10 protein-coding genes are annotated in these 13,314 nt (G+C 48.1%); 8 read left to right on the top strand and 2 right to left on the bottom strand.

Annotated features, from left to right (window positions below):
* A partial coding sequence (locus tag ACKFKF_RS31570) for a DUF3854 domain-containing protein (RefSeq protein ID WP_446871352.1) occupies nucleotides 1-1,625 on the bottom strand: 1,625 nt, incomplete at its 3' end.
* 839 nt (nucleotides 1,626-2,464) lie between these two features.
* Here ACKFKF_RS31570 and ACKFKF_RS31565 point away from each other — a divergent pair.
* From ACKFKF_RS31565 to ACKFKF_RS31535, 7 genes are all read left to right on the top strand, one after another.
* The gene (locus ACKFKF_RS31565) at nucleotides 2,465-3,547 is read left to right on the top strand and encodes a hypothetical protein (protein ID WP_446861718.1); all 1,083 of its coding nucleotides are present in this window, start codon (nucleotides 2,465-2,467) and stop codon (nucleotides 3,545-3,547) included.
* A 211-nt stretch (nucleotides 3,548-3,758) separates the two neighbouring features.
* Nucleotides 3,759-4,748, top strand: coding sequence for an alpha/beta fold hydrolase (locus tag ACKFKF_RS31560; RefSeq protein ID WP_446871350.1), 990 nt, complete (start codon nucleotides 3,759-3,761; stop codon nucleotides 4,746-4,748).
* Nucleotides 4,749-4,860: 112 nt separating this feature from the next.
* On the top strand, nucleotides 4,861-5,418 hold the full coding sequence (locus ACKFKF_RS31555) for a GNAT family N-acetyltransferase (RefSeq protein ID WP_446871348.1): 558 nt from the start codon (nucleotides 4,861-4,863) through the stop codon (nucleotides 5,416-5,418).
* 101 nt (nucleotides 5,419-5,519) lie between these two features.
* Complete coding sequence (locus ACKFKF_RS31550) at nucleotides 5,520-6,017, top strand: HNH endonuclease (protein ID WP_446861720.1); 498 nt, start codon at nucleotides 5,520-5,522, stop codon at nucleotides 6,015-6,017.
* Between the two features lie 251 nt (nucleotides 6,018-6,268).
* Nucleotides 6,269-7,564 (top strand): DHH family phosphoesterase, encoded by a 1,296-nt coding sequence (locus ACKFKF_RS31545; RefSeq protein ID WP_446861721.1) that lies wholly within the window; start codon nucleotides 6,269-6,271, stop codon nucleotides 7,562-7,564.
* Nucleotides 7,565-7,718: 154 nt separating this feature from the next.
* A complete protein-coding gene (sixA, locus tag ACKFKF_RS31540; protein ID WP_446861722.1) occupies nucleotides 7,719-8,219 on the top strand; it encodes a phosphohistidine phosphatase SixA in 501 nt (166 codons plus the stop codon).
* Nucleotides 8,220-8,303: 84 nt separating this feature from the next.
* On the top strand, nucleotides 8,304-9,260 hold the full coding sequence (locus tag ACKFKF_RS31535; RefSeq protein ID WP_446871346.1) for a MarR family winged helix-turn-helix transcriptional regulator: 957 nt from the start codon (nucleotides 8,304-8,306) through the stop codon (nucleotides 9,258-9,260).
* A gap of 466 nt (nucleotides 9,261-9,726) precedes the next feature.
* Here ACKFKF_RS31535 and ACKFKF_RS31530 read toward each other — a convergent pair whose 3' ends face one another.
* The gene (locus tag ACKFKF_RS31530; protein WP_446871344.1) at nucleotides 9,727-11,409 is read right to left on the bottom strand and encodes a peptidoglycan DD-metalloendopeptidase family protein; all 1,683 of its coding nucleotides are present in this window, start codon (nucleotides 11,407-11,409) and stop codon (nucleotides 9,727-9,729) included.
* Between the two features lie 791 nt (nucleotides 11,410-12,200).
* Here ACKFKF_RS31530 and ACKFKF_RS31525 point away from each other — a divergent pair.
* Nucleotides 12,201-13,314, top strand: a 1,114-nt coding sequence (locus ACKFKF_RS31525) for a hypothetical protein (RefSeq protein ID WP_446871342.1), incomplete at its 3' end; no start/stop codon positions are given.

Here is a 13,314-nt window from a genome sequence, read left to right as displayed (position 1 = left end):
CATTTCCCCTTAACTTTTTGCGAATCCAAACAGACAAATACAGCACCCGTTTCGATCACGTCTTCCATTCGCGTCATTAAGGGTGCAGCGTTCTTGGTGTCATACAGCGAAACGTTCCAACCTTGTTCAGCTTGCCATTGGTTGACCACAATCCAGGGCGCGATCGCATCGTCTGCCAAGCCCCTCAGATAATCAATGCTGACATCTGACAGATCTGCATCTTGAGCGATTAGCAAGCCACCCGTCGAGAAAACCACTTGAGCCAATTCTTGCAGCGTTTCTAAAATTTTGACGCGCTGTTTGTAGCAGGTTGCACTATTCAAAGCGTGCCAGAGTACCTGTTCGACCTCATCGAGAATGACGATCGCGCCTTCCCAATCTTCGGGGTTAAACCGCGCTTTTGAATGAGGATGCAGCGAGTCAATACACAGCCCATACCCAAACTGACCCTGGGTTTCCGACTCTGGTAATTCCTCGATCCAGTCGATGCCCAACCCTTGACAGATGGCTTTTCCTAACTGAATTCGGTGCGTGATTACGAGAACTTTTCGCCCTTGCGCAATCGCTCCCCTAATCAATTTCTGCAAGGCGGTTGTTTTACCCGTTCCTTTGGCGCTCTTGACTCCCACCAAACCAGAAGTCGGATAAGGCAAATCTCTCAGATACGGCTGATTCAGTACGATCGTCGGTGCATAAGTCAGCGACCACAACCGAGAAGCCTGCCAAACTTCCAGACTCGCGGCGGCGGTATAAACGTCCTCAAACGCACTCGATCCCGCAGCTACGACAAAGTCATCTACACCCTTTTGCGGGCCAGGGAGCGAAATCACGTTGACCTCGCAGCCCGATCGCGTCAACAATTGCCCCAATCGAGCCGTCGCCAACACAATATTTTGAATCGTCTTCGGCTTGGTCTCATAGTCAAAGCAAATATGCACCGATCGCCCTTCTGTGGCAAAGTGTGCCAACTCTGCAATCAACTGCCGCGTATCTCGACGATAGCCACTAAAAATTCCCGGTAGCGCGATCGCCGCAAACCCCTGACTCAACAGACAGCCCGCCTTCTTTTCGCCCTCCGTCAGCACGATCGGAATATTATTTTTCCAAACCCACTCCCAGAAAGAACCTGAAGCCGCCTTACTGCTCACGCCTCTGGCCTCACTCCCAAAGCGATCGGCAACCTTCTGCCAAACATGCCCCGGCACATCCAACAGCACCAATCGACTCGATCCCTTACCCAGACTGGGACTGAGATATTTAGCTGGCTTTTGTTTGGCGCGATCGAAGACAGGCGTTTCCCCATCGGGCTTAAACCGTCCCCAATCCATACGCTGCCACTCGGCAAACGGATCAATCCCGCTCACCCACCAGCCCCGAACGTTGGCTCTCGACTGTTGCCCAAAGCGAGTCACAGCCCAGTTGAGATGCTCGGCGATCGGGTAAGACACTTCATGAGTAAACGGGTCGATCGCCGTATCGTGCAGCGTTTTGACGTTTAGACGAATAATTCCGGGATCGACACCGCTGTCTAACCACTCTTGTTCATGAGGTGCGGCCAGATTGGGTAAGAAGATTGGGTTGAGGTCGATCGTGCCCACAGGAGCCGATCTGAGGCTGCTCACCATCAGACTTGCTCCTTTGAGACGAGACGTTTTTCAATCGAGCGTTGACAAATAAGGCGTAACTCTGGCGCAGAATTACGACACCTGATACAATGATTGAGCATAAAAAATTGACTCCCAATTTGCGTTGGGATCACAAGGTTGCATTCAGACCTCTTTGGCAGACTGTGGTAGGGACGCTAAAGAGGTTTTTGCTTGCCGATCCAAATTTGAGTGGTAGGTCAAATCTGAATCAACCAGCGTGATCGGGTCAGAGACGCTATCGGTAGTTTCGAGAACTCCCCGAAGACTCCAATGGCGTGAATGAGAGATTAACACTCAAGTCCGGGTTCCTCAAGGGGCAACGATCGTAGATACGCGAGCGTTATAGGCTGACTCGACGCGGGGGTTATGGGACGAAATCAGACGCGAGCGTTACAGCGTTAGGGAACAAAAATCCGCCCGTGTTACACGCTATAATCAGACGCTTGCGTTCCAGAACTTCTGCCCAAAAGCCTGACCAAAGAAATCGATTAGCGATCTTCCCCTCCAGAAATCTGACGCTGCAAGCAAGCTCAAATCATCCGTCCGCGTTACAGGATCGTTCCCTTCAGATCCGTCTGCGTTACAGGTTGAGATCCTCCGCCCGTGTTACAGGATCGGCTGCAAAAATCATACGCGGGCGTTATAGAATGAGATCGAATGTACTCACCACATACAGGGTGAATAATTTCTTCTCTAACAGAGAGCCGCTAGATATAGCGTAAACTGCTGGACAAATCCCCACGAGTAATGCAGGATATGTAGCGTCATGCGTTCTGTTTGCAACGAGTGACCCCTGACCCATCACGTTTCGCCGATCGATGAAAAAATTAGAGGCAACCTTCCCGGTAGACGGACAACTCATGCGAGTGTTGCCCAGGGCTGCCGCCTCCCTTAGAAATCCAGACATGCAGTTGCCGATCTTGCGCTCTGACGCAGACGGTTACTATCTCGAAATGCGCGTTGAAGCCGATCCCAACGATTCCAGTGAGTTGACGGTGATTCGACGGGTGCCGTTAGAAAATCTCTCAGCCGAAGAGTGGGATGATTTAAAGACGGAATATGCCAATCTTGACCTCAATGTATGCACCAATCAGGGCGTTGGCAAAGGGCTAGAAAAGATTCAGGATCGTAAGATTCAGCGGCTATTTATGGCGTTGATGACTTTTTTAAATCCTCGACAAGTGTCGATCGTTCTCTATCTTTACAAGCTGGCCGCCGAGCAGGGAAATGGGCCGATCGTTACCTTTCGATCTAATGAGTTGCTGACGATCTTGGGCTACACCCGCACGAGAGATGGAGGTTTTGCTTCAAAGCTGCGATCGCAACTCAATCGAGATTTGGTTGCCCTCCACCGGACTGAGTTAGTGTTAGCTCAATCCTTCAAGAAAGGCAATCAAAACATGGGTGCCAAGGTGATGATCAAAAGTGTTTTAAGAATCAAAGATTATGAAATTGATCATGTGCCGCGTGATTTTGATCTCAGCAAAGCTGCTGACTACACTTACGAATTGGCAGATGTTTATACGATTTCTTTAGAATTTTTTGATGGCCCAGCCCGCACAGGAGACTGTGTTTTATTCGCAAACAGTATTGACATCACTCAAAAAATCGGCAGCAACGCCAAAAGTGATTACAAAACAAAGCTGCTGGTTTATCTAGCAAGCCGGATGAAATGGGATACACCTCAAGAAGGACAGTATGTGATTATTTCTAAGCAATATCTTTTCAAGAACTTAGATTTATTAGGCAGCAATTCTTCTAGAAATAACCAGATTTTTTGGCGGACGGTTGAAGAGTTAAAGCAGGAAGGCTACATTTTGGGGGCACAAGAGCTACCCGGAAAGAACAAGATTGTTGGGGTGCAGTTTCAAATTAATTCAGCCAAATTGAAATGTAGCTAAATTGAGTAAAGGCACCCGATCGCTGAGAAAATAAATGCGATCATCAGTTCAAGTCTGTGAATCCCTGACAATTGGAGAACTTGGAAGCCAAGGTTTTGCTTTAAAGTTCCCTGGAGTTGGACATTTTGGGACAGAAGTGCCAGACGATAAAGCAAAAAAGCTCCATTCAACTGACCCTAAAACACGCCATCCCTGAAAGAGGATCAGCAAAATGACAGAGATTTCCTGGCAGTTAATCTTTTTGTTGATCGCGATCGCCTACCAAGCCCTATCCAGATTTCTCGAAGACAAAACGACAAAACCACCCGGAGAATTCATTGAGCTAAACGGACGAAAAATTCACTATTGGTGTCAGGGAGAGTGCCCTTCAATCAACAGTCCAACGATCGTTTTAGACCATAGTTTGGGTGGATTAGATGGTTATTTTTTGATTAAAGAACTTGCTAAACTGTCACGGGTTTTGATCTACGATCGTCCCGGTTACGGATGGAGTCAACCCAGCCCAAACCCTCGAACCAGCCAACAAATTGTTAAAGAGTTAGATAGATTGCTGACGATCGCTCAAATCAAACCACCCTATCTTTTGATTGGCGATTCTTTTGGCTCTTATAATATGCGCCTTTACGCCCATCAATTTCCTCAAAAAGTAGTGGGTTTAGTCCTGACAGATGGACTCCACGAAAACTTAATGCTCAAAATGCCCCTCTTTCTCAACTTCGTCAAAATCTTTCTGACGCTCTCGTTTGGACTTGCTCAACTGGGAGCCTTTTTGGGAATTGTGCGAATTTGTGGAACGATCGGGCTTTTTTACCTACTTAAACCCACTTTAGAAAACTTTTCTACAGCAACTTTAAGACCTGTACTGCGATCGTTCTATCGCTCAAATCACTGGAGGGCAATGTGTCGAGAAATGCTGTCACTCAATACGAGCAGTCGTCAACTTCAACAAGCCCAAAATCTAGGAAACTTGGCCATCGTCAGCATTCAAGCCAAACACTTTCTCAAACCTTCGCTAGGTCTATTTTCGTTTCCGATTCCCTTTGCTGATCGATTACGAGATCAAATGCAGGTCAACCTGAAGAAGCTTTCTACCAATGTTTCATCGCTCTCTGCGGCTCAAAGCAGCCATTTTGTCTGGGTAGACCAACCCCAACTGATTGTCAAAGCAGTGCAGCAACTTCTTGACAGAAATTCAGCCTAACGACCCCGTTCACCCGCCGCTAGTAACCTCTCGAACTCAACGCAAAGACTCGAAACGGTCGATGTGCAACGGGATTGTTAGGCGGCACAAAACTCACTCCGCTTCCCTGACAATGAACTTCCCAGATGCTGTGCCTGTCCTCTCCGGTGAGGAGCTTTTTCTTCGCGAACTCACTGAAGCCGACATTCCTTCTTGGTACGAACGTGCCATTGACCTCGAATCCGCTGACCTGGCTGGAGATTCCATTCCTGAGTCCATAGAAGTTGGTGCCACCTGGCTTCAGCGTCATCAAGATCGGTTCCGGCAGCAAGCCGCCATCCGCTGGGCAATCGTGCTGAAGGGTTCGATCGACAGCATCGGCACAATTGGACTGGCTATCGTTAGCAAGGAGCGTGGCATCGGCGAACTCGGCTTTGTGATCGCTCGCGCCCATTGGGGCAAAGGGGTCGGTACTTCCGCCGCAACGTTAGTCAAGGGCTATGCCTTTAGTGCGCTTGGCTTAACTGAGCTTCGGGCTGAGGTTCTTCAGCGCAACCCTGCATCGATACGTCTCCTTGAAAAGCTGGGCTTTCGTCTCCTGCATACCATCCCAGGCGATACGCAGTCAGGGGGAGACTCTGAGGATTGCTTTCTGTACGTTCTCCAGAATGCTGGCGAAAGTACGGCCTAACTATTAATTCTCTCGTCAGACCTAAAACTTGTACCCCTTCAGATCCGCCTCTAGCTTTGTGTGTTAGCATTGTTTCAAACATTGTCTTAAGTGATCCATCAATGGGCAAGGTTCTGGTGCTCAATGCCTCCTACGAACCGCTTAATATAACCAGTTGGCGACGAGCGGTCGTTTTATTGATCAAGGGCAAAGCAGAGCAGGTCGAGCATAACGGTAAGTATGTTTATGCCGGATTTCCCCTCCCGACGGTGATCCGCCTGCGCTATTACGTCCGCGTTCCCTACAAAGAAATTCCTTTGACCCGCAAGAATCTGCTGCATCGAGATAGCCATTCTTGTCAATACTGTGGCTATGCGGGCGACGATCTGACGTTGGATCATGTGATCCCGCGATCGCGAGGCGGCGGTGACTCTTGGGAAAATATTGTCACAGCTTGTGTTCGCTGCAACGTCAAAAAAGGCAGTCGCACCCCAAAAGAGGCCAACATGCTCCTCTACAACGCTCCGCGCAAACCCTACAGCAGTCTCTACTTTGAGGTCACAAAACACGTTAAGAACGGCGTAAACCAGGAATGGCGAAAATATGTAATTGGGATCTAACCCCTTACCTGACTGGTGTGGGGTTTTTACTTGTCTAGAGATTCACAAACTTTCAGGTCTGCCATCTGACGTAAACCTGAACCGTCTTGGTCGTTTCTTGAACTTTTTTGCGAAGATCAGAATAGACCTTGAGCGCGTCACTGTTTCAGATCTCGTTATCTCAGGTCTAAAATCTCAACTTCTGCCCTTCGATCAGCAGATTCAACTCCCTCCAGGTGTCATCCTGGTCTTATTCCCTGTGCCATCTTGATATGCAATCAGATTCGAGTTCCTCACTCAACAGCTTATTAATTGCAATGGAGCCAGATTCTTTGCCTGGTTCGAGTCTTCCGATCGAGTACCCCACCGTCGAGCCGATTGCAAAGGTGGCCAACGGAAACAGCTACAGTGAGCGACGGGGACGCTTTCCCTACGATGCCGCTCGATCGCCCGAACAAGAGCAAAAAGTTGAAGGCTTTCGGCAGGTGCTAGAACGACATCGCGGCGATCGTCAAATCGTCATCATGCAGGATTTTCCCGATCCCGATGCCCTTTCTTCCGCCTGGACGTATAAATTAATTGCTCAAAAGTACGACATTCAGTGCGATATCGTCTATGCAGGCACCCTCAGCCATCAAGAAAATATTGCCCTCGTCAAGCTAACAGGTCTGCCGCTTCAGCGCTGGACAGCCCAATCGATGAAAGGTAAAGATCTTTCGGCTTACAGAGGCTGCGTCTTTTTGGACAATCAGGGAACCACGACTCAGTTGTTTGCGTCGGTGCAACAGGCTCATGTGCCCATCACGGTTGTCATCGACCATCACAGTATGCAAGACGACATCAAATCAGAGTTTGTTGATATCCGCCCCCACACTCGCGCCACTGCAACGATTTTGACGCAGTATCTCCAATCGGGTCTGCTCAAGCTAGACAACAATATTTCAGAACATGTCAAGTGTGCGACGGCTTTAATGCATGGGTTGCGATCGGACACCAATCGTCTGATGCAGGCCCAGGAAGAAGACTTTTTGGCGGCCGCTTATCTGAGTCGATTTTACGATTCTCACTTGCTCAATGCGGTGCTGCAATCGTCTCGATCGAAACAGGTCATGGATGTGATCGAGCGATCGCTCAAAAATCGCATTGTCCAAAACAATTTTTCGATTGCGGGAGTCGGCTATCTGCGCTATGACGATCGCGATGCCATTCCCCAGGCTGCTGACTTTTTGGTGACCGAGGAAAACGTTCATACCGCAGTTGTTTATGGAATTGTCCACGACGAAGACGAAGAGTTGGAGGTCGTCGTCGGATCGTTGAGAACAAACAAAATTACTCTCGATCCCGATGAGTTTATCAAAGAGGCTTTTGGGCAAGATGCTCAGGGGCGCTTTTTTGGAGGGGGACGATCGCAGGCGGGCGGCTTTGAGATTCCCACAGGCTTTTTATCTGGCTTCACCGAAAACAGCGACTACGCCAAAATGAAGTGGAGCGTCTACGATGCTCAAGTCAAACAAAAATTGCTGAGATTGGTCAACCCAGAGCAAAACTATCCCAAAGGAGTCAACTAGCCAAATTGAGGGCGAGTTCTGAGTTTCAGGACTTTAGACTTTAGACTGGGTAGACGCTTCATCTTTGGTCTAACGTCTAGTATCCTTGCTGCGTCTGTCGCGTTAACTTAGAGGATTAGTATCTTCTCTAAACTTGCTGAACTCAACACTCCCCATGTCTACCTTTAATCTTTACCTGATTCGTCACGGACTCGCCGGACAGCACGGTGACTATGAAGACGACACCCAACGGCCCCTCACCGACGAAGGAAGACGGAAAACTCGTCAGGTCGCCAAACGGCTGCACGAATTTGACATTCACTTTGATTTAATCCTGACCAGCCCCCTCGTGCGGGCCAAGCAAACGGCTGACATTCTCAAAGATGCAGGCTTGGGGAAACAGTTAGAAGAGGCTGTCTATCTGGCTCCGGGGGGCGACCTTCAAATCTGGCTCGATTGGCTAGAAGGCTGGAAAGATGTTGATAAATCGCTGGCTCTAGTCGGTCACGAACCCGCACTCAGCACTTGGGCAGAAGTGTTAATCTGGGGCGAACCGCGAGGCAAAATTCTCCTAAAAAAGGCAGGCGCGATCGGGCTAACGGTTCCTTTGTCTGAAACGGCGATCGCCAACTGCCAACTCTTCTGGCTCACGTCTCCCAAGTTTGTGCTTTCCTAAAAACTTCTCATCTACTTGTCAGAAGAATGCATTAGCATTAAATGAAATAATTTATTATTAAGCATACTAAGTATTTAACAATTTATGGTTTCTTCAGAAGTTGGGCAGCCCACGACCCCTTCAAATAACCCGCAATGCAGCGACTCTCAACGTATTTTGGCCCCTCATGGCATCGGGTACCGGATAAAACTGCTCTCACAACTATTAGGGCGCAAGTTTCAAGAACGGCTCGATCACTTTGGGTTAACGCCCTTTCATTGGGTGGTGCTGTGCTGTCTGTGGGAAGAAGACGGATTAGCCACTTCTCATATCAGCGATCGCCTTCAGCAAGTTGGGGGTACGTTGACGGGAGTGCTGGATCGCATGGCAGAACGTGACCTGATTCGTCGAGAACGCGATGCCCACGATCGCCGCATCTGGCGGATTTGGCTCACTCAAGCTGGGCAACAACTTCAGGATATTTTGCCCCCGATCGGAGTCGAGTTGAGAGAACAGGCCCTTCAAGGAATTGATTACGCTGATCGAGAAGTTTTGTCTGATTTGCTCGATCGTATGATTGCTAACCTCAGTTCCGCCCCCGCTGCGGATCAATCTCGTCGGGGTTGGCAAGAAATTTTAGCGCCTTACAACCTGGGCTATCGGGTCAAGCTACTGTCTCAATTGCTGCTGCGTCACTTTCAAGAAAAGCTCGATTGCTTTGGGCTGACTCCGTTTCATTGGGTGGTGCTGTGCTGTTTGTGGCAAGAAGACGGACTAGCCACTTCTAGCCTCGGTGAAAAACTTCAGCAAGTCGGAGGTACGTTGACGGGAGTGCTGGATCGCATGGCAGAACGTGACCTGATTCGTCGAGAACGCGATGCCCACGATCGCCGCATCTGGCGGATTTGGCTCACTGATGCAGGCAGAGACTTGAGTAATACGCTACCTCCTGTCGCGATCGAGGTATGCCAAAAAGCAATGGTTGACATTTCGATCGCCCAAAAGGAGCAATTTTCTCAGTGGGTCAATCAGTCGATCGCCAATCTCAGCGACCAGGTATGAGAACGATGAAGAATAAATCTAATCACTTTTTGACCATTCAAAAAATGCCTTAAAAACTGTGAATTTAACAAACCAAAACAGTATCTATAGCAATCCTAAATGAGTTATGAACAGATTTTTGTCGCTCCGTTCCAGTCCGCTTCGCCCCCTAAATCCCCCATTCTGGGGGACTTTGAAACTGGGGAATGTCTCTTGAAATCTAGGAAGTCTCTCTGCTCAAATAAATCCTCCAACTTTCAATGCTGCATTTCACGAGTGATTTGGGATTGCTATATCATTAACAATTTTTTGGCTTCAAAGTCCTCTATCGAGAAGGATTTTGGGAGCGTTTTCGGATTAATAATGGGCAACGAAGTCTTTCCTAAAATTCACGATAAATCAGCAAGACAAAAGCGGCAAAGCCCGATGACTTTAAATACCGCTTCTGTCCAGGGTTCAAAGTCTAAAGTCCAGACTCCTTTGTCCCTCATCCTCTCGGCTTTGAGTTTGCCCGCGCACTTGCTAACGCCTGCTCTAACTGCACTTTGGCCACCTGTAACTGCGGGCCCGGATCAGTCGTCACCCAACCCGAAGCAGTCATTTTTCTCGTTTCGTAGTGCAGGTGCGGCCCGGTTGACAATCCTGTGCTGCCGACTCGTCCGATCACCGTTCCCACTTTCACGACTTCACCCGGACGCACAAACATCCCCGAAAGGTGCGCGTAGAGAATGTCTTGCTTGCCTTTGTCAGGTTCGAGCACGATCGCTAGTCCATAGCCACCCATATTATCTGCAACCTTGACCTTCCCAGATTTGGTAGCGAGGACGGGCGTTCCTTGAGGGGCACCGAGATCAACGCCTGCGTGAAAGCGCCGATCGCCCCGCACCGGATGCACACGCCACCCATATTTGGAGGTTACAGGTGCAGGCGTGGGTAAAGGATAAAGCATCTGTTCTTTGCCCAGCGTTTCTGGAAGGGTCAAATCACGGTTAAACGCCCGTAGGTTAGGCGGACTGGTTACGCTGTAATCGGGATCGCTGCTCGCAGAAGTCGTCTGGGTCAAACTCTGGATGGGCAGCGGATTGACGGCTCTAGACGGGTAGACAGGAGAACTGCTAACGACCACATTTTGACCCGGTAGGGGGGGCAGACTGGGAATCGATCGCAGTAACTTTTGTTGGCGTTGCTCCATCTGACGCTGTTTGAGGGCAGTTCTAATCGGCTCAGTGGCCTGGGCAACTCCGACTTTACGGCTGTTGACTTCTAGAGAACGAATGGTTTTGGTGACTTCTGCCTGCACCGTCGCCGGAATTTTTGCGTTTTTTAGAGACTGGCGGGCTTGCTTAAAGTTGCCCTGAGATGCAGCTTCGTAAACTCCGGTCACCACACTTTCGCGAAGCTGTGCCTCTTTTTGGGATTTGGACACAATTTCTGCCAGTCGCTTTTCTAAAACTCTTTGGCGCTCTCGAACTCGATCAGAAACAACTGGACGATCAAGCCGGGTGGGTGTCTTTACGTCGGGTGCTGTCGCGGTTGGCACTTCAACTGAAGGCGTGTTTTCTGGTCGATCGACTGTTTCGCTTGTTGTATTTTTCGATTCTTGCTGAGGTTCATTCTTCTGATCAGCTTGTGTTGTTGGTTGTGCTAAATCAGCAGATGAATTGTTTGATGGTTGCTCAAGGAGTTGGGTTGCACTTTCTATTTTGACTTCTACTGACGGACTGTTAGCGATCGCATTCCCGGTTGATTGACGATTGGATTGAACTAGCTGTGACGGTTGCGGTTCGGCGGCTTGTTTTGATTCGACGACGACTGACGGAATGGGTTTGGGAGGCTGAGAAAGTTTTGTAGTAGTTTCGACGATCGGCTGGTTAGCGTTCGCCTGGGGGGTAGTTTGAATATCGGGTTTAGCAGATCGACTAAATGTAATTTCTCGAAGCGGAACGTTAGGTGAAACCGGGGTGGCAGCAATGGGTTGGGGTGTTGATAGTCTTGCGACGGGCAGGGTTTCTGGGGGAGCAATGCTAGAAGGAGGCGCTATTCCTTGGGGGGCACTCGAAGCGATCGTTGCTTTCTCTGCGACAACTTCTGTCTGATCGGCCTGAACCTCATCGGCGATCGATTGTTTAAAAGTTTGTGCCGCTAGTAAAGAGGGTATGAGTTCTAACATCGTCTTCCTGTCTTCAGGGGTTCATCTAGCTAATACGCTCTTTACCTCTCTCTCCAGGATGAATCTCAGGGTTTATACGAATGTTAGAAGGCTTTTTATAAAACTTTGAGGAGTGTAAATTCAAGAAAATCGTTGCTGGCTCAAGTTATCAGCCATTACGCTGACTGTTTCGCGATGAGTAGCGATCGCGATCCGACCGGTTCACTCCTGCCAAAAGACATTAATTCAGCGATTTCAACAGTTTCTCTAGAGGTTAAGTGAGCAAAAGAAGGTGGTCGAAGGTATGCGAAATAGAGTTATCTACAGAAAATCGGGATTTTTTTGAACGCAGGTGTATATGTTTGAAGTCAGGGAATATTAGTGTGGGTCGTAGACAATCTAGTGACCTCTTCGAGTTATTTGCAGGGATCATTCCCTCACCTTTTTTACCTCCGGTTTTTAGCTAAACCTAACTCTCTCCATCAAAAATTATGCTTGCTTTATTGCCTCTACTTGCTTTCATTTTTTTATACTTAATCTTTCAGAGACTGATTACAAATTAGCGACTTTCTATCTTATATAGTGCGATGACGTGGAGCTTGGCGATCGCATTTTCAACAGAGCTTCTCAGTCTTTTTAGTTTAATCAAATTTTCCTGGATTACTGGTTTTTGGGCGCTGATAAATTTTGGCTTAGGTCTACTCTATCTTCAAATTTTCAAACGTCAAGAAGAGGTCTTATTTCAGAAAGATCGATTAGCTTCTGACTCCTCACAAGGGGTTAAATCAAAGTTATCAAACCTGCTATTTTTTTTGCTGAGTGGTGTCGCGTTAATTGCCATCGTAATAGGAGTAACCGCGATCGCCGCCCCTCCAAATAATTGGGACTCCATGACTTATCACCTCGCTCGTGCGGCGCATTGGGTGCAAAATCAAACAGTTTCAAACTATCCTACTTTTTACACGCCACAGCTATATCACCCCCCATTCAATAGCTTTGTCTTTACTCATCTACTAATTTTGGGTCAGAGCGATCGCTGGATGAATTTGCTGCAATGGGCGAGCATGGTGGGCAGTGCGATCGGAGTTTCACTAATTGCTCAAAGACTGGGAGCCGACCTGCGAGGTCAAATTTTTGCAGTAGTTTTTTCCCTGACAATTCCAATGGGAATTTTGCAAGGATCTAGCACTCAAAATGATTATATTGTCTGCTTCTGGATTGTTTGTCTAGCTTATTTTGTTGTTGCTTCGACTGAGGGAATCAAACCTAGAAATACGGCAGCGATCGCCGCAAGTTTGAGTCTTGCTTTGTTTACAAAAACCTCTGCCTATTTCTTTGCTTTTCCATTAATGCTGTGGTTTAGTTACCTCTGTATTCGAGAGAAACGTTGGCAAGTCTGGAAACCGCTGGCAGCGATCGGGCTTCTTGTTTTGGCAGTCAATTTAGGTCACTATCTTAGAACCTACGAGTTATTTGGCTCTCCGATTAGTGGCGGCCCGCCTGAGATGGCTAGAGAATACAAAATGGAGGTTTATAGCGTTCAATCTTTTGTTTCAAATGTTATCAGAAACCTGGCAATTCATATTGGTACACAGATTGGCTTGATTAATGGCAAAGTGAATGGTGCAATTACTATTATTCACAAGTTTTTGGGATTTGATCCAAGTGATCCTAGAATTACCGTCCCGACTCGAAGATTTGGCGTTTCGGCTCCGTCTTTTAATGAAGATACGGCTGGAAATCCCTACCATTTTTTGTTAATTGGGTTTACGATCGCCCTCTTCCTTTTCTCTACTCATCTTAGAAAGCAGCAGCGTTTAGCCATCTACCTTGGGTCAGTGATTGGAGCCTTTTTATTATTCTGCTTTGCGCTCAAATGGCAGCCCTATAGTGCCCGTCATCACCTGACTATTTTTGTTTTATTTT

This window comes from Phormidesmis sp. 146-12, from assembly GCF_052939495.1.
The sequence above is the reverse complement of the archived record's forward strand: the minus strand, read 5'-3'. Positions and strand labels throughout refer to the sequence as shown.